The organism is Pseudomonas anatoliensis, assembly GCF_017976235.1.
Taxonomy (GTDB): domain Bacteria; phylum Pseudomonadota; class Gammaproteobacteria; order Pseudomonadales; family Pseudomonadaceae; genus Aquipseudomonas; species Aquipseudomonas anatoliensis.
This window is the reverse complement of the sequence record NZ_JACVHC010000001.1, coordinates 582,604-598,945: the sequence shown is the minus strand read 5'-3', so window position 1 is coordinate 598,945 and position 16,342 is coordinate 582,604. Positions and strand designations below refer to the sequence as shown.

The 16,342-nt window shown below is 59.8% G+C and carries 15 protein-coding genes; 10 read left to right on the top strand and 5 right to left on the bottom strand.

Annotated elements, in window-relative coordinates; all coding sequences use genetic code 11:
* Together araD1 and ICA16_RS02700 are read right to left on the bottom strand one after the other, a co-directional pair.
* Window positions 1-993 (bottom strand): AraD1 family protein, encoded by a 993-nt coding sequence (gene araD1, locus ICA16_RS02705; RefSeq protein WP_210699868.1) that lies wholly within the window; start codon window positions 991-993, stop codon window positions 1-3.
* 145 nt (window positions 994-1,138) lie between these two features.
* A complete protein-coding gene (locus ICA16_RS02700) occupies window positions 1,139-2,461 on the bottom strand; it encodes an MFS transporter (protein ID WP_150602752.1) in 1,323 nt (440 codons plus the stop codon).
* 193 nt (window positions 2,462-2,654) lie between these two features.
* Between ICA16_RS02700 and ICA16_RS02695 the strand changes: the two genes are divergently transcribed.
* Together ICA16_RS02695 and ICA16_RS02690 are read left to right on the top strand one after the other, a co-directional pair.
* Window positions 2,655-4,391 (top strand): IlvD/Edd family dehydratase, encoded by a 1,737-nt coding sequence (locus ICA16_RS02695; RefSeq protein WP_150615390.1) that lies wholly within the window; start codon window positions 2,655-2,657, stop codon window positions 4,389-4,391.
* A gap of 186 nt (window positions 4,392-4,577) precedes the next feature.
* On the top strand, window positions 4,578-5,297 hold the full coding sequence (locus tag ICA16_RS02690; RefSeq protein ID WP_150592137.1) for a FadR/GntR family transcriptional regulator: 720 nt from the start codon (window positions 4,578-4,580) through the stop codon (window positions 5,295-5,297).
* Between the two features lie 206 nt (window positions 5,298-5,503).
* Here the strand turns inward: ICA16_RS02690 and ICA16_RS02685 are convergent, their stop codons facing one another.
* Window positions 5,504-7,888 (bottom strand): efflux RND transporter permease subunit, encoded by a 2,385-nt coding sequence (locus ICA16_RS02685; protein ID WP_150602753.1) that lies wholly within the window; start codon window positions 7,886-7,888, stop codon window positions 5,504-5,506.
* Entirely contained in the window at window positions 7,885-8,928 is a 1,044-nt protein-coding gene (locus ICA16_RS02680; protein ID WP_150602754.1) for a WD40/YVTN/BNR-like repeat-containing protein, read from the bottom strand. The genes ICA16_RS02685 and ICA16_RS02680 overlap by 4 nt, the downstream gene beginning before the upstream one ends.
* A 448-nt stretch (window positions 8,929-9,376) precedes the next feature.
* On the opposite strand from ICA16_RS02680, the gene ICA16_RS02675 reads away from it, so the two are divergent.
* The 7 genes from ICA16_RS02675 to ICA16_RS02645 all read left to right on the top strand — a co-directional run bounded on the left by ICA16_RS02675 (window position 9,377) and on the right by ICA16_RS02645 (window position 14,713).
* Window positions 9,377-9,967 carry an amino acid synthesis family protein gene (locus tag ICA16_RS02675; protein WP_007917992.1) on the top strand — a complete coding sequence of 197 codons (591 nt, stop codon included), beginning with the start codon at window positions 9,377-9,379 and terminating at the stop codon, window positions 9,965-9,967.
* Between the two features lie 31 nt (window positions 9,968-9,998).
* The gene (locus tag ICA16_RS02670; protein WP_210699867.1) at window positions 9,999-10,832 is read left to right on the top strand and encodes an alpha/beta fold hydrolase; all 834 of its coding nucleotides are present in this window, start codon (window positions 9,999-10,001) and stop codon (window positions 10,830-10,832) included.
* Complete coding sequence (locus tag ICA16_RS02665; RefSeq protein WP_210699866.1) at window positions 10,829-12,310, top strand: aldehyde dehydrogenase; 1,482 nt, start codon at window positions 10,829-10,831, stop codon at window positions 12,308-12,310. Before ICA16_RS02670 ends, ICA16_RS02665 begins: the two co-directional genes overlap by 4 nt.
* Before the next feature lie 12 nt (window positions 12,311-12,322).
* On the top strand, window positions 12,323-12,808 hold the full coding sequence (locus tag ICA16_RS02660) for a flavin reductase family protein (protein WP_210699865.1): 486 nt from the start codon (window positions 12,323-12,325) through the stop codon (window positions 12,806-12,808).
* A 127-nt stretch (window positions 12,809-12,935) separates the two neighbouring features.
* Window positions 12,936-13,325 carry a carboxymuconolactone decarboxylase family protein gene (locus ICA16_RS02655; protein WP_065259878.1) on the top strand — a complete coding sequence of 130 codons (390 nt, stop codon included), beginning with the start codon at window positions 12,936-12,938 and terminating at the stop codon, window positions 13,323-13,325.
* A gap of 58 nt (window positions 13,326-13,383) precedes the next feature.
* Entirely contained in the window at window positions 13,384-14,148 is a 765-nt protein-coding gene (locus ICA16_RS02650) for a GntR family transcriptional regulator (protein ID WP_150602758.1), read from the top strand.
* 1 nt (window position 14,149) lies between these two features.
* Window positions 14,150-14,713: an NUDIX hydrolase gene (locus ICA16_RS02645; protein ID WP_210699864.1), complete on the top strand. Its 564-nt coding sequence runs from the start codon at window positions 14,150-14,152 to the stop codon at window positions 14,711-14,713.
* A gap of 138 nt (window positions 14,714-14,851) precedes the next feature.
* Here ICA16_RS02645 and ICA16_RS02640 read toward each other — a convergent pair whose 3' ends face one another.
* Window positions 14,852-15,145 (bottom strand): DUF1330 domain-containing protein, encoded by a 294-nt coding sequence (locus ICA16_RS02640; RefSeq protein WP_210699863.1) that lies wholly within the window; start codon window positions 15,143-15,145, stop codon window positions 14,852-14,854.
* Between the two features lie 69 nt (window positions 15,146-15,214).
* On the opposite strand from ICA16_RS02640, the gene ribBA reads away from it, so the two are divergent.
* Window positions 15,215-16,324, top strand: coding sequence for a bifunctional 3,4-dihydroxy-2-butanone-4-phosphate synthase/GTP cyclohydrolase II (gene ribBA, locus ICA16_RS02635; protein WP_210699862.1), 1,110 nt, complete (start codon window positions 15,215-15,217; stop codon window positions 16,322-16,324).
* Window positions 16,325-16,342: the final 18 nt, after the last annotated feature.

Here is a 16,342-nt window from a genome sequence, read left to right as displayed (position 1 = left end):
TTAAAGGGTGCCGATGCTGTCCGGTTCGAAAACCGCTTGAACCGGGGCGATGCCATTGATCAGCGGTGCGCCGAATTCGGCCTGGCTGATTTCGAAAACGTCACCCGGTTGGGTGCGAATGCCATCGGCGAACGACAAGGTCGCGGTGCCGAAAAAGTGAATGTGCACGTCGCCCGGGCGCAGGAACTGGCTGTACTTGAAGTGGTGGTATTCGAGGTTCGCCAGGCTGTGGCACATGTTGGCCTCGCCACTGAGGAACTCGTTCTGCCACAACACTTCGCCATCACGCAGGATACGACTGGTGCCTGCAAGGTGTTGGGGTAGCTCACCGACGCGAAGTTCCGGGCCATAACTGCAACTGCGCAATTTCGAGTGGGCCAGGTACAGGTAATTCTTGCGCTCCATGACGTGATCGGAGAACTCGTTGCCGACGGCGAAGCCCAGGCGATACGGCTTGCCGTCGTGGCCGATGATGTACAGGCCGGCCATCTCCGGCTCTTCGCCAGCGTCTTCGGCAAACGGCGGCAACGGGAAGGCTTCGCCCGGACGCACGACGATGCTGCCGTCGCCCTTGTAGAACCATTCCGGCTGAACACCCGCCTGCCCCGCCGCCGGTTTGCCACCCTCGACGCCCCATTTGAAGATTTTCATGGTGTCGGTCATCGCGGTTTCGTCACCGGCCTGCTGGTGCATCTTGTCGCGGGCCGAGGCGCTGCCCAGATGCGTCAGACCGGTGCCGCTGACCAGCATGTGCGCCGGGTCCGGGTGATCAAGCGGCGGCAGGATGCGCAGGTCTTTGAGCAACTGCGCATAGTCATGGCTGGTGCCCAGGCCGAGGCTTTTTACTTGCTGCTCCAGAGTGCCGCCGGCTTCGATGGCGGCCAGGGCCAGATCACGCACGCTGCGGGCATCCTGCACTTCGCGCACCACAGCGCTTTCGACCACGCCGACGCGGCGTTCGCCGTTACTCAATTCGAATTGAACCAGATGCATGTTTTTCTCCTATTGCTTCAAAAACACCGCAGATCCCTGTAGGAGTGAGCCTGCTCGCGATAGCGGTGTATCAGCCACCAACAATGTTGAATGTGCCGGCGCTATCGCGAGCAGGCTCACTCCTACAGAGGCCGGTATCAGTCATTTAGGTGCGGGTCGCACCACGCGCACTCGCGGCAAATTGATCAGCCGGCAACACGTGTTTACGCTCCAGCACGCGATACACCACGCCAGTCAGAATCAGCCCAAACACCATCACTCCCGACAGGAAGTACAACCCCGAAGCCAGATTGCCGGTGTGTTCTTTCAGCGCCCCGATCACGAACGGCCCGATGTAGCCGCCGAGGTTGCCCACCGAGTTGATCAGCGCGATCCCCGCCGCCGCACTCGCACCGGCAAAGAACCGCCCCGGCAGCGTCCAGAACACCGCCGTGCAGGAAAACAGCGCAAACGCCACCAGACACAGCGCTGCCAGTTGCGCCACCGGCAATGTCAGCCAGGCACTGAGGAACAAGCCAATCGCGCCCAGTACATAAAGCACCGCCAAATGCCCGTAGCGATCGTTCATGCGATCGGAACTGCGCGGGATGATCAGCAGACCGATGATCCCGAAGATGTACGGCACCGACGACACGAAACCGGTCATCAGATCGCTGCCGCCGAACTGTTTGATCAACGTCGGCAACCACAAGCCGAGGCCGTAAATGCTCAGAGTCACCGGCAGATAGAACAGCGCCAGCAGCAACACGCGTTTGTCTTTCAGCGCATGCAAAGGATTGCCGTGACGGGTCTGGCCGTACTCCTGCAGATCCTTTTTCAGCTCGCCGGTCAGCCAGTCTTTCTCGGCCTGATCCATCCACTTCACCTGTTGCGGGCCGTCAGGCAACCAGCGCAGCACCGGCCAGGTCAGCAGGATCGCCGGGGTGCCGATGACGATGAACAGCCACTGCCAGCCGTGCAGGCCGAGAATGCCGTCCATGCCCAGCAAACCGCCGGACACGGGACCGGTGATCATCATGGCGATGGGTTGCGAAAGAATGAACAGCCCGAGGATCTTGCCGCGATGGCGCACCGGGAACCATTGGGTGATGTAGTAGAGAACGCCGGGGAAGAACCCTGCTTCTGCCGCGCCGAGCAAAAAGCGCATGACATAGAAGCTGTGCGGGCCCTGGACGAAGGCCATGCCGATGGTGATCGCGCCCCAGGTGATCATGATCCGCGCAAACCAGCGCCGCGCGCCGAAGCGTTCGAGCATCAGGTTGCTGGGGATTTCGAAAAGGAAATAACCAATGAAGAACAGCCCGGCACCGAGGCCATAGGCCGCATCGCCGATGCCGATGTCGGCGCCCATGTGCAGCTTGGCGAAGCCGACGGCGGAGCGATCCACATAGGCGATCAGGTACAGCAGGATCAGGAAGGGAATCAGTTTCAGTGTGATGCGCCGTATCAGGCGCAATTCCTGGCTCATGAGATCGGTCTCCGATTGTTGTTTTTATAGAACCTCGGGGGACGCCTCTCACGGAAAACCGCCAGGGCCATCCCTCCGTCGAAAACGACTATATAGTAATACTAATTACCCAACAACACTTCCAAACAGCTGAATTTGAGCTTATGTTAAGCCACAGCTGGAACACTATAGTCATACAATAAGAGAATCGATCATGTCTGATAAGAAACCCACCCTGCGCTCCGCCCAATGGTTTGGCACGGCCGACAAGAACGGCTTCATGTACCGCAGCTGGATGAAGAATCAGGGCATCGCCGACCACCAGTTTCATGGCAAGCCGATCATCGGCATCTGCAATACCTGGTCGGAACTGACCCCGTGCAACGCGCATTTCCGCCAGATCGCGGAGCACGTCAAACGCGGGGTGATCGAGGCTGGTGGATTCCCGGTGGAATTCCCGGTGTTCTCCAACGGCGAATCGAACCTGCGCCCGACCGCCATGCTCACCCGCAACCTGGCGAGCATGGACGTTGAGGAAGCGATTCGCGGTAACCCGATTGACGGCGTGGTGCTGCTGACCGGTTGCGACAAAACCACTCCGGCGCTGCTCATGGGCGCAGCCAGTTGCGACGTGCCGGCCATCGTCGTCACTGGCGGGCCGATGCTCAACGGCAAGCACAAGGGCAAGGACATTGGCTCCGGCACCGTCGTCTGGCAGCTCAGCGAACAGGTCAAGGCTGGCACCATCACCATTGACGACTTCCTCGCGGCCGAGGGCGGAATGTCGCGTTCGGCGGGCACCTGCAACACCATGGGCACCGCGTCGACCATGGCCTGCATGGCCGAAGCGCTGGGCACTTCGCTGCCGCACAACGCGGCGATTCCAGCGGTGGATGCGCGGCGTTATGTGCTGGCGCACATGTCCGGCATGCGTGCGGTGGAGATGGTTCGCGAAGATCTGAAACTGTCGAAGATCCTCACCAAGGAAGCCTTCGAAAACGCCATCCGTGTTAACGCCGCGATCGGTGGTTCGACCAACGCCGTGATCCACTTGAAAGCCATCGCCGGACGCATTGGCGTCGAGCTGGATCTGGACGACTGGACGCGCATCGGCCGCGGCATGCCGACGATTGTCGATCTGCAACCGTCCGGGCGTTTCTTGATGGAAGAGTTTTACTACGCTGGAGGCTTGCCAGCGGTGTTGCGTCGTCTTGGTGAAGCGAATCTGATCCCCAATCCGAATGCGCTGACCGTCAACGGCAAGTCCATCGGCGAGAACACCAAGGACGCGCCGATCTATGGCGAAGACGAGGTGATCCGCACGCTCGACAATCCGATTCGTGCCGACGGCGGTATCTGCGTGCTGCGCGGTAACTTGGCGCCACTGGGCGCGGTACTCAAACCGTCCGCCGCCAGCGCCGAACTGATGCAGCATCGCGGTCGTGCAGTGGTGTTCGAGAACTTCGACATGTACAAGGCGCGAATCAACGATCCGGAACTGGATGTTGATAAAGATTCGATTCTGGTAATGAAAAACTGTGGGCCGAAGGGTTATCCGGGCATGGCCGAAGTCGGCAACATGGGCCTACCTGCCAAGCTGTTGGCCCAGGGTGTGACCGACATGGTGCGCATTTCTGATGCGCGGATGAGCGGCACGGCGTACGGCACGGTGGTTTTGCACGTCGCGCCGGAAGCGGCAGCCGGTGGGCCGCTGGCCACGGTGAAGGAAGGCGACTGGATCGAACTCGATTGCGCCACTGGCCGTTTGCACCTGGACATTCCGGATGCCGAACTGGCGGCGCGCATGGCCGATCTGCAACCACCGCAGCAATTGCTGGTGGGCGGTTATCGTCAGCTGTACATCGACCATGTGTTGCAGGCGGATCAGGGCTGTGACTTTGACTTTTTGGTGGGTTGCCGAGGGGCTGAAGTGCCGCGTCATTCTCACTGACAGCACAAACCCCTGTAGGAGTGAGCCTGCTCGCGATAGCAATCTGTCAGTTGACACCTCTATTGACTGTCACACCGCGATCGCGAGCAGGCTCACTCCTACATTCGGTTTTGCATCCACATCAAGAATGCCCGGTGCCTGTTATGATGCGCGGCATCTCCATCGCTCAGGATCGCGCCGCTCCCCATGGATTACCGTAAACCTTCCGACCGCAAAAGCATGCACTCGCGCATTGTCCAGGAACTGGGCAAGCAGATCGTCTCCGGACGCTTTTTGCCCGATGACAAACTGCCCGCCGAAGCCTTGTTGTGCGAGGAGTACGCGGTCAGCCGGCCAGTGTTGCGCGAAGCCACGCGGGTGTTGGTGGCCAAAGGTCTGGTGTATTCGAAGCCGCGCGTCGGCACGGTGGTCAAGGCGCGCCGCGAATGGCACATGCTCGACCCGGACGTGCTGCACTGGCTGATGCAAAGCAGCCCGCAGAATGAGTTTTTCAATGTGCTGACCAGCGTGCGCAGCATCATCGAACCGGCCGCTGCCGCCCTCGCCGCCCAGCATGCGACCGATGCCGACATTGCCGCCATCGGCGAAGCCTACCAACGCATGGAAGCGGCGCCGACGCCGGAAGCACTGCTGCAACCGGACCTGGATTTTCATAGCCGCATTGCCGATGCGACGCACAATGATTTGTTGGCGAACCTGTGCAACATGTTGTCGGTGGCGATTGCCGAGGCGTTGAAACATTCGAATCAGCGGCCGAATCTGCATGAACTGGCGCTGCCGAGGCACAAGGCGATTTTGACGGCCATTGAAAATCGCGATGCGCTGGGTGCTCGGCATGCAACGTTGGTGCAGCTGGATGATGCGCGCAGTGCGTTGAGTGTTGTGTTGGGGGCTGAGCTTTCTTGAAGCAAAGTCAAAAGATCGCAGCCTTCGGCAGCTCCTACAGGGGCTGAGTGCATCCGCAGTTCAACGATGCATGGGGCATCTAACCTGAATGAAACCCATGTAGGAGCTGCCGAAGGCTCGGGCCGCGATCGGACGATCTTTTGATCTTGATCCACAAAAAAAGCCGCAACCCTAAGGTTGCGGCTTTGTCGTTTCAGCCCTTCAGATCAATGTGCAAACAGCGAATTGCCCTTCTGCCCCGCCAGTTTCTCTGGCTTGATCAGGAACTTCGCCAGTGCCGGCAGCAGCCACAGCGCACCGAACATGTTCCACAGCAGCATAAAGGTCAGCATCAGGCCCATGTCGGCCTGGAACTTGATCGCCGAGAAGATCCAGGTGCACACGCCGATGGCCAGGCACAGACCGGTGAACAGCACCGCTTTACCGGTGGATTTCAGGGTCTGGTAATAGGCTTCCTGCAACGGCAGACCGGCACGCAGGAAACTTTCCAGGCGGCTGTAGATGTAGATCCCGTAGTCGACGCCGATACCCACGCCCAGCGCCACCACCGGCAACGTCGCCACTTTTACACCGATGCCCATGAACGCCATCAGCGCGTTGCCGAGTACCGAAGTCAGCACCAGCGGCAGCACGATACACAAGGTCGCCGCCCATGAACGGAAGGTGATCATGCACATCACCGCCACGCAGATGTACACCAGGATCAGGATGGTCAGCTCAGCCTGTTTGATGACTTCGTTGGTGGCCGCTTCGATGCCGGCGTTACCCGCCGCAAGGATGAATTCCAGGCCGTCCTTGTTGTTGTCCTTGGCGAATTCCTGCACCGCATGCACCGCACGATCAAGGGTTTCCGCCTTGTGGTCGTTGAGGAACACCAGCACCGGCGCCAGCGAGCAGCTGTTGTTGTACAAACCATCAGCACGGGCAATCGAGTTGTTCAGCACGTCCGGGTTGCGCGACAGGGTTTCCCATTTCAGGTTGCCCTCGTTCATGCCTTTGATCATCTGCTTGGACACAGTCACCAACGAGATCGCCGACTGCACGCCCTCAGTGTTCTGCATCTTCCACATCAGCTCATCGATCGGCGCCATGGCTTCAATGCGTGAGCAGCCTTCAGCCTTGGTCTTGACCATCACCACCAGCACGTCGGAACTGGTCGAATAGTTGCTGATGATGAAGTTGTTGTCCTTGTTGTAGCGCGAATCAGGACGCAACTCCGGCGCGCCTTGGTCGAGGTCGCCGATTTTCAGGTTCTGGCTGTACCAGAGGCCCCCACCGAAGGCGACCAGCGCCAGAGCGACGGAGATCGGTGCAACTTTCGGGCTGGCAAAGTTCGACAGCAGGCGCCAGAACGGATGTTCGCGGTTCGCGTCCTTCTTGCTCTTGGCGATAGCGCGTTTACTGATGCCGACATAGGAGATGGCGACCGGCAACAGGATCAGGTTGGTAAACACGATCACCGCCACACCGATGGACGCACCGATGGCCAGTTCGCGGATAACACCGATGTCGATGATCAGCAGCGTGATGAAGCCCACCGCATCCGCGAGAATCGCGATCATCCCCGGCAGGAACAGTTGCCGGAAGGTGCGTCGTGCAGCCGTAAGCGCGTTGTCCGCCTCACTGGATTGCAGAGCGATACCGTTGATCTTCTGCACGCCATGAGAGATGCCGATGGCGAAAATCAGGAACGGCACCAGCATCGAATACGGATCGAGTCCGAAGCCGAAGAAGTGCATCAAGCCGAGTTGCCAGACCACCGCCACCAGCGTCGTGCTCAATACCGCGATGGTGCTGCGCACGCAGTTGGTGAACCACAGCAGCAGAATCAGGGTGATCACGAAGGCGATGCCGAAGAACAGCACCACCATCACCAGACCGTCAATCAGGTCGCCGACCTTCTTGGCGAAACCGACGATGTGGATCTTGATGTTCGGGTTCTGTGCTTCGAACTTGTTGCGGATCTTGTCTTCCAGCTCATGGGAGAACTTGCGGTAATCCAGCGCCAGCAACTTGCCCTGGTCCTGCGGGTCCGGGTAGGACTCCAGCAGCGGGATGTCGACGATGCTCGACTTGAAGTCGTTGGCCACCAGACGCCCGACCTGACCGGACTTGAGCACGTTGTTGCGCAGCAGATCGAGGCTGTCCTGCGAGCCGTTGTAGCTCTGCGGAATCACCTCACCGCCGGCGAAACCCTCCTCGGTCACTTCGGTCCAGCGCACGCTCGGGCTCCACAGCGACTTCAGCCCGGAGCGGTCAACGCCGGAAATGTAGAACACCTCGTCGTTGATCTGGCGCAGGGTCTCCATGTACTCCTTGGAGAAGATGTCGCCATCGGTAGCTTCCACCGAAATCCGCACGGTGTTGCCCAGGTTCGCCAGATCGTTGCGGTGCTCCATCATCTTCTCGATGAACGGATGCTGCAGCGGGATCATTTTTTCGAAACTGGTGGACGGCCGGATCAGCGTGGCCTGCCAGAACAGGAAAATGCTCACCACCAGGCAGATCAGGATCACAGCCGGGCGGTTGTTGAAAATCAGGCGTTCGAGGACCGTCGCCTTTTCTTGGTTATGTGTGTTCAAGGAAGTCATAGCCCCGCCTTCTTATTATTGATCTCGGCGCCGTTCGGCAGCGTGGTATGGACGCCACCCTGCCCGGTCAGAATCAGGTTGCCGTTGCCGGCGGCGGTGACCGACGACAGGGATATGCGATCCGCGCGGTTGAATACGCTGAAGGTTTCGCCGTTGTCGCTGCTGCTGATCACCGAGCCGCCGTTGCCGACGATGACGATTGAGCCGTCTTCAAGCAAGGTCGCGCCGGAAAGGCCGAATTCCAGTGATCCGCGCGCGGCTTTCAGCTCGACCTGTTCCCAGTTGCTGCCGAAATCGCTGGAGCGGTAGAGGTTGCCCCGCAAGCCGTAAGCCAGCAGCGTCTGCGGTTGAGCCGTGCCGATCACGCCGAACAGCGAGCCTTCGTATGGGCCTTCGAGTTTTTCCCAGGTCTGGCCCTCGTCGGCGGAGCGGAACATGCTGCCCGATTCGCCGACGATGAACAGCCCGGCGTCTTTCACAGCAGCGATGGCGTTGAGGTGGAACTGGTCTTCGTTGTCGAGGCGGTCACTGACGTCTTCCCAGTTTTTACCGCCATCGGTGGTTTCCAGCAGCGCGCCGTAAGCGCCCACGGCAAAGCCGCTGCTGGCGTCCTTGAACCAGACGTCGAGCAGCGGCGATTCACGTTTGAGGTCTTCGAATTGTTTGGTCCAGGTCAGGCCGCCGTCCTCGCTGGCGAGGATTTGCGCGTCATGGCCGACCGCCCAGCCGTGCTTGTCGTCGACAAAATACACGGCCGTCAGCAACTGCCGGCTCGGCACCTTGGCCTGAGTCCAGGTCTTGCCCTGGTCATCGGAATAGAGAATGTGCCCGCGATCCCCGACCGCCACCAACCGGGCGCCGGCGTGGACAACATCAAGAATGAGGCTTTTCGCGGCTTTGGCTGATTCGGTGGCATAAACCACATCGGCTGGAGCCTGGGCGGCAATCACAGGTGCCGACAACATGGCAAAGCCCAGCATCGAGAGTGCTGTGGCCAGCAACGCGGTGTTGCGTAACGCCGGCGGGCGGCAACGACTCATAGACCTTCCCCTATTTATTATTGTTAGGCCATTTGGCCTTCAAGGGCGCCGCAAGGGTGTTCGAGCGATCGCTGGTCAGAAGCATAGTCCTGAAACCCGCAATCCAGAGCCCCTTCGGTAGCTGGCTCATCCTATCGGGCTTTGGAAACGTCTGACAATCGGCGCCACGTTATCTTTTGTTAACCGCCGGGGAACGACACAACCCCTGTAGGAGCTGCGGCACGCTGCGATCTTTTGATCCTGATGTTTAAAAACAGGATCAAAAGATCGCAGCGTGCCGCAGCTCCTACATATAAATCGCCTCCGCTCCGATGGATTGCGACGGCGGCTGAATGCACCGCCATTCGCCGGATGGATGACGCAAAACTCGCAAGGGGGACTTGCGCGATAGGTATTATGGTATACCATCAGACGGACAGACACTTTGAATCCCCCACCGGAGCAGCTCATGAGTTTCGAAATTCGCAAGATCGTCAGCTATGTCGAAGAAACCTTCATCGAAGGCGGCAAAGCCACCGACAAGCCAGTGACCATGGTTGGTCTCGCCGTGGTGATGAAAAACCCTTGGGTGGGCAACGGCTTTGTTGAAGACCTCAAGCCGCAGATCCGCGCCAACTGCTCCGACCTCGGCGCGCTGATGGTTGAGCGACTGGTGGGGATCATTGGCGGCGCAGAAAAAATCGAGGCCTACGGCAAAGCCGCTGTCGTCGGCGCTGATGGCGAGATCGAGCACGCCTCCGCCGTGATCCACACCCTGCGCTTCGGCAACCACTACCGCGAAGCGGTCAACGCAAAGAGCTACCTGAGCTTCACCAACAAGCGCGGCGGCCCGGGTACCTCGATTCAAATCCCGATGATGCACAAAGACGACGAAGGCCAGCGTTCGCACTACATCACCCTGGAAATGCAGATCGAAGACGCGCCGCGCGCCGACGAAATCGTCGTCGTGCTGGGTTGCGCCGACGGTGGTCGCCTGCACCCGCGCATCGGTAACCGCTACATCGATCTGGAAGAACTGGCCGCCGAAAAAGCCCAGTAATCACAATAAAAAAGGCAAGCAGGAGCGCTCCATGATTCGGCTCACCGCTGAACTCACCCCGGCTGGCACCAGTTACCTGGCGACCGGCCAAGGCCAGCCCGTGGTTTTGATCCACGGCGTGGGCCTGAACAAAGAAATGTGGGGCGGCCAGATTGTCGGCCTCGCCAGCCAATATCAGGTGATCGCCTACGACATGCTCGGCCACGGTGCCAGCCCACGACCGGCCAGCGGCACCAACCTGCTCGGTTATGCCGATCAGTTGCTGGAGCTGCTCGATCACTTGAACTTGCCTGAGGCAGCGGTGATCGGCTTCTCCATGGGCGGTCTGGTGGCGCGGGCGTTTGCCCTGCATTACCCGCAGCGTCTGCAAAGCCTGGTGGTGCTTAACAGTGTGTTCAATCGCAGCGAAGAGCAGCGTAATGGCGTCATCGAACGCACCGCTCAGGCGGCCGAACACGGCCCTGATGCCAATGCCGAAGCGGCGCTTTCACGCTGGTTCAGCCGAGAATATCAGGCAGCGAATCCGGCGCAGATCGCCGCGTTGCGTCAGACCCTGGCGAACAACGATCCGCAGGGTTACCTGACCACTTACGAGCTGTTCGCCACCCAAGACATGTATCGCGCCGAAGACCTGGGCAGCATTCAGGCGCCGACGCTGATCGCCACCGGTGAGCTCGATCCGGGCTCGACCCCGGAAATGGCCGAGCAACTGGCCCTGCGCATCCCCGGCGCCAAGGTTGCCGTGTTGCCCGAGCAACGGCATATGATGCCCGTAGAGTCGCCGCGTCTGGTCAACCAGGCATTGCTGGAATTTCTCGAATTCGCACACTCCCGACAAAATCAAATAAAGGGGATCGTTGCATGACGCTCGCACGCTTCCAGATGTGCATCGGCGGAGAATGGGTCGACGCCCTCTCCGGCAAGACTTTCGAAAGCCTCAACCCGGCCACGGCCCAAGCCTGGGCCGAATTGCCCGACGCTGGTGAAGCTGACGTCGAACGCGCCGTGCAATCGGCGCAAAACGCTTTCGACAGCCCGGCGTGGCGTGGTCTGACCGCCACTGCGCGCGGCAAACTGCTGCGTCGTCTCGGTGACTTGATCGCTGAGAACAAGGAACAACTGGCGCAACTGGAAAGCCGCGACAACGGCAAACTGATCCGCGAAACCCGTGGTCAGGTCAGTTATCTACCAGAATTTTTCCACTACACCGCAGGGCTTGCCGACAAGCTCGAAGGCGGCACCTTGCCGCTGGATAAGCCGGATCTGTTCGCCTACACGGTGCACGAAGCCATGGGTGTGGTCGCCGCGATCATTCCGTGGAACAGCCCGCTCTATCTGACCGCGATCAAACTCGCCCCGGCCCTCGCCGCCGGCAACACGATTGTGATCAAGCCATCGGAACATGCTTCTGCGACCATTCTTGAGCTGGCGCGCCTGGCCCTCGAAGCCGGGATTCCGCCAGGCGTGGTCAACGTCGTCACCGGTTACGGCCCGAGCACCGGCGCCGCCCTCACCCGCCATCCACTGATCCGCAAGATCGCCTTCACAGGCGGCGCGGCCACAGCACGGCACGTGGTGCGCAGCAGTGCCGAGAACTTCGCCAAGTTGTCGCTGGAACTCGGCGGCAAATCGCCGAACATCATCTTCGCCGACGCCGATCTCGACAGCGCGATCAACGGCGCGATTGCCGGGATTTACGCGGCATCCGGTCAGAGTTGTGTGTCCGGCTCGCGGCTGTTGGTGCAGGACGAAATCTACGACGAGTTCGTCAGTCGACTGGTCGAGCGCGCCCAGCGCATTCGCATCGGCAACCCGCAGGAAGACAGCAGTGAAATGGGCCCGATGGCAACCGCGCAGCAGCTGGCGGTGGTTGAAGGTCTGGTGGCTGATGCGATCGCCGAAGGTGCAGTTTTGCGTACCGGTGGCAAGCGCCCGACGGGGCTTGGTGACGGCTGGTTCTACGAGCCGACGCTGTTCGAGTGCGACAGCAATTCGATGAAGATCATGCAGGAAGAGGTTTTCGGCCCTGTCGCCTCGGTCATTCGCTTTAAAGATGAAACCGAAGCGCTGGCCATCGCCAACGATTCACAGTTTGGCCTCGCCGCCGGTATCTGGACCCGTGACCTGGGCCGCGCCCATCGCCTCGCTCGGGATGTGCGGTCGGGGATTATCTGGGTCAACACCTACCGCGCGGTGTCGGCCATGGCGCCGATTGGCGGCTTCAAGAACAGTGGCTATGGACGCGAAAGCGGCATCGATTCGGTGCTGGCCTACACCGAACTGAAAACGGTGTGGATCAACCTTTCTCAGGCACCAATGCCTGATCCGTTTGTGATGCGCTAGGAGACCTGCGACATGATCGAACCCGGCATATATAAAGACGTGATGAGCTCGTTTCCGTCCGGCGTCACGGTGGTCACCGCCCTCGACCCGGACGGCGGCATCGTCGGCATCACCGCGAGCGCCTTCAGCGCACTGTCGATTGACCCGGCATTGGTGCTGTTCTGCCCCAACTACGCTTCCGACACCTACCCGATCTTGCGCGACAGCAAGCGCTTCGCCATTCATTTGCTCTCAGCCGAGCAGACTGCCGAGGCCTACGCCTTTGCCGGCAAAGGCAAGGACAAGGCCAAAGACATCGAGTGGCATTTGAGCGAACTGGGCAACCCGATATTGGCCAAGGCTACGGCGATCATCGAGTGCGAGTTGTGGCGTGAATACGATGGCGGCGATCACGCGATCATCGTTGGCGCGGTGAAAAATCTGATCCTGCCCGAGCAACCAGTGACGCCGATGATTTATCACAAGGGCAAGCTAGGCGCGTTGCCGACCCTGGCCTGACGGATTCACACAATCCCCTGTAGGAGCTGCCGAAGGCTGCGATCTTTTGACTTTGATTTTTAAAGACAAGATCAAAAGATCGCAGCCTTCGGCAGCTCCTACAGGGGAATGTGTGTGAGGAGGAATGATGAACAATGAAAAGTACGAAAAAGGCCTGAAGATCCGCACTCAGGTATTGGGCGAAGCCTATGTGCAACGCTCAATAGAGAACGCCGACGACTTCACCCGCCCGTTGCAGGAAATGGTCACCGAATACTGCTGGGGCCATGTCTGGGGTCGCGAGGGTTTGTCGCTCAAGGAGCGCAGCATGATCAACCTGGCGATGATCTCGGCGCTCAACCGCCCGCATGAACTCAAGCTGCATGTGCGTGGCGCCTTGCGTAACGGCCTGAGTCGTGAGCAAATACGCGAAATTCTGCTTCAAGTCGGCATTTATTGCGGCGTCCCGGCGGCCGTGGACAGTTTCCGGCTCGCCCGTGAAGCCTTTGCCGAAGCCGACGCGGAGGCCTCCAGTTAACCCCTCGGCTGTTTTGATGCCCGTCTGGCATGGACAGCCACAGTAAAGAGCGGACCCCATGAAACGCCAGCCACTCGACGACAGCTTCAAGGTCAATCGCAACCCCGTTACCCTGCGCGAAATCGTGCTGGATAAACTGCGTAGCGCGATCATGAATTTCCAGCTTATGCCAGGGGATCGTCTGGTCGAACGCGATCTGTGTGATCGCCTGGGCGTCAGCCGTACGTCGGTGCGCGAAGCCTTGCGTCACCTCGAATCCGAAGGGCTGGTGGAGTTCGCCGATGCCAAGGGCCCCCGCGTCGCCATCATCACCCTCGCCGATGCCGTCGATATCTACGAACTGCGTTGCGTGCTGGAGGGCTTGATCGTGCAACTGTTCACCCTGCGCGCCAAAGCCAAGGACATCAAAGCCCTGGAGAAAGCCCTCGACGAGAACCGCAAGGCGCTCAAGGACGGCGAATTGCAGCAAGTGATCGACTCGGTACAAGGTTTCTACGATGTGCTGCTGGAAGGTTCGGGCAACCATGTAGCGGCCACGCAATTGCGTCAGTTGCAGGCCCGTATCAGCTACCTGCGCGCGACCTCGGTGTCTCAGGAAAACCGTCGCGGCGCGAGTAACCAGGAAATGGAAAAAATGGTCGAGGCGATCAAGAGCGGTGATCCGCTGCTGGCGCATCAGGCTTGCGTGGATCACGTTCGCGCTGCCGCTGCCGTTGCTCTCGACTACCTCAAGCGCAAGCAGGAAGAAACCGGTGTCGCCGTCAAAGGCACGCCACCGATCACCCTGCCCATCGCGCTCAAAGAACCTCGTATAGGTCACTGACATGTTCAGCCCGAGCTTTTGCCCAAAGTGCGGTGGCCCTGATCTCGGTCAGCAGGTACCGCCGGGCGATACGCACGAGCGCCTGATGTGCCGCGGTTGCGGCTTCATCCACTACGTCAATCCGAAGATCATCGCCGGCTGCATCATTGAGCAGGACGGCAAATACCTCTTGTGCCAACGGGCGATTCCCCCGCGCCCGGGCACCTGGACGCTGCCCGCAGGCTTCATGGAAAGCGGCGAAACCACCGAGCAGGCCGCGCTGCGTGAAGTCTGGGAAGAAAGCGGCGTGCGCGCGGAAATCCTCTCGCCCTACTCGATTTTCAGCGTGCCGACGATCAGCGAGGTGTACATCATCTTCCGCGCCATCGCGCTGGAGATCACCGGCCAGTTCGGCCCGGAAACCCTCGACTATAAGTTCTTCGCTCCGGAAGATATTCCGTGGGAGCAGATCTATTACCCGGCGATCCGGCAGATCCTCGAACGCTATATCGAGGAACGCCAGGCTGGGGTTTACGGGATCTATGTGGGCAATGACGACAGCGGCAAGATCCATTTCATCCGCTAATCCCCAGACAACGTAGTCCCCGTAGGAGCTGCCGAAGGCTGCGATCTTTTGATCTTGTCTTTAGAAAAACAACATCAAAAGATCGTCCGATCGCGGCCCGAGCCTTCGGCAGCTCCTACAGGGTGATCGTATGTTCGGTTAGGGGGCGATGCCTTCGACAATGATGATTTCCGCCCTCGCCCATCCCTCGCGGTAACTTTTCGCCTCTTGATACGCCGCCGAGTGGTAGCACGCCACCGCTTGTTCATAGCTATCAAACTCGATCACCACGCTGCGCTGCGGGGTCTTGCGTCCTTCCATCGCCTCGCTGCGACCGCCTCTGGCCAAGAACCGCCCACCAAACTCCGCAAACGCCTTCGGCCCGCGCTGGGTGTATTGGCTGTAGTGGTCGGGATCGGCAATGTCTACGTGAGCAATCCAGTACGCCTTCATAGTGACCTCTTTGATGATTATGTATTATGGTATACCAATAATATTTCCAACAAACACTGAGAGTCCAGCATGGCCTTCAACAGCATCGAAGAAATCATCGCAGATTATCGCCTCGGCAAAATGGTCTTGCTGGTCGATGACGAAGATCGGGAAAACGAAGGCGACCTGTTGCTGGCCGCCGACTGTTGCACGCCCGAGGCGATCAGTTTCATGGCCCGTGAAGCACGCGGCCTGATCTGCCTGACGTTGACCGACGAACATTGCCAGCGGCTAGGTCTGGAGCAGATGGTGCCGAGCAATGGCAGCGTGTTCAGCACCGCGTTTACCGTGTCGATTGAAGCGGCGGTTGGCGTGACCACCGGTATTTCTGCAGCGGATCGCGCCTGCACGGTGGCAGCCGCGGTGGCCCCGAACGCCAGCGCCGAAGACCTGGTGCAGCCCGGCCACATCTTCCCGCTGCGCGCCAAGGAAGGTGGCGTGCTGACCCGCGCCGGCCATACGGAGGCAGGTTGCGATCTGGCCAGACTGGCCGGTTTTACGCCGGCCTCGGTCATCGTCGAAGTGATGAACGACGACGGCACCATGGCTCGTCGCCCGGATCTGGAAGTGTTTGCGCGCCAGCACGGGATCAAGATCGGCACCATTGCCGACCTGATCCACCATCGTTTGAGCACCGAGCACACCATCGAACGTATTGGCGAACGCGACCTGCCGACGGTGCATGGCACGTTCCGCCTGATCACCTTTGAAGACCGTATCGAGGGCGGCGTGCACATGGCGATGGTCATGGGTGACGTGCGCCGTGAGGAACCGACGCTGGTGCGCGTGCACGTGATCGATCCGCTGCGTGATCTGGTCGGTGCCGACTACAGCGGGCCAAGCAACTGGACGCTGTGGGCGGCGCTGCAGCGGGTCGCGGCTGAAGGGCATGGAGTGGTTGTGGTGCTGGCCAATCATGAGTCTTCGCAGGCGTTACTGGAGCGGGTTCCGCAACTGACCCAACCGCCACGGCAGTTCAGCCGGTCGCAGTCGCGGATTTATTCGGAGGTGGGGACTGGGGCGCAGATTCTGCAGAACCTTGGGGTTGGCAAATTGCGCCATCTTGGGCCGCCGCTGAAATATGCGGGGTTGACGGGGTATGACCTGGAAGTGGTCGAGAGCATCCCCTACACCGAATAACCCACAGTTATCGATGAG

Excerpts from the sequence above, each read along its gene's own strand:
- araD1 (WP_210699868.1), bottom strand. The coding sequence starts at position 993 with ATGCATCTGGTTCAATTCGAATTGAGTAACGGCGAACGCCGCGTCGGC.
- ICA16_RS02700 (WP_150602752.1), bottom strand. The coding sequence starts at position 2,461 with ATGAGCCAGGAATTGCGCCTGATACGGCGCATCACACTGAAACTGATT.
- ICA16_RS02695 (WP_150615390.1), top strand. The coding sequence starts at position 2,655 with ATGTCTGATAAGAAACCCACCCTGCGCTCCGCCCAATGGTTTGGCACG.
- ICA16_RS02690 (WP_150592137.1), top strand. The coding sequence starts at position 4,578 with ATGGATTACCGTAAACCTTCCGACCGCAAAAGCATGCACTCGCGCATT.
- ICA16_RS02685 (WP_150602753.1), bottom strand. The coding sequence starts at position 7,888 with ATGACTTCCTTGAACACACATAACCAAGAAAAGGCGACGGTCCTCGAA.
- ICA16_RS02680 (WP_150602754.1), bottom strand. The coding sequence starts at position 8,928 with ATGAGTCGTTGCCGCCCGCCGGCGTTACGCAACACCGCGTTGCTGGCC.
- ICA16_RS02675 (WP_007917992.1), top strand. The coding sequence starts at position 9,377 with ATGAGTTTCGAAATTCGCAAGATCGTCAGCTATGTCGAAGAAACCTTC.
- ICA16_RS02670 (WP_210699867.1), top strand. The coding sequence starts at position 9,999 with ATGATTCGGCTCACCGCTGAACTCACCCCGGCTGGCACCAGTTACCTG.
- ICA16_RS02665 (WP_210699866.1), top strand. The coding sequence starts at position 10,829 with ATGACGCTCGCACGCTTCCAGATGTGCATCGGCGGAGAATGGGTCGAC.
- ICA16_RS02660 (WP_210699865.1), top strand. The coding sequence starts at position 12,323 with ATGATCGAACCCGGCATATATAAAGACGTGATGAGCTCGTTTCCGTCC.
- ICA16_RS02655 (WP_065259878.1), top strand. The coding sequence starts at position 12,936 with ATGAACAATGAAAAGTACGAAAAAGGCCTGAAGATCCGCACTCAGGTA.
- ICA16_RS02650 (WP_150602758.1), top strand. The coding sequence starts at position 13,384 with ATGAAACGCCAGCCACTCGACGACAGCTTCAAGGTCAATCGCAACCCC.
- ICA16_RS02645 (WP_210699864.1), top strand. The coding sequence starts at position 14,150 with ATGTTCAGCCCGAGCTTTTGCCCAAAGTGCGGTGGCCCTGATCTCGGT.
- ICA16_RS02640 (WP_210699863.1), bottom strand. The coding sequence starts at position 15,145 with ATGAAGGCGTACTGGATTGCTCACGTAGACATTGCCGATCCCGACCAC.
- ribBA (WP_210699862.1), top strand. The coding sequence starts at position 15,215 with ATGGCCTTCAACAGCATCGAAGAAATCATCGCAGATTATCGCCTCGGC.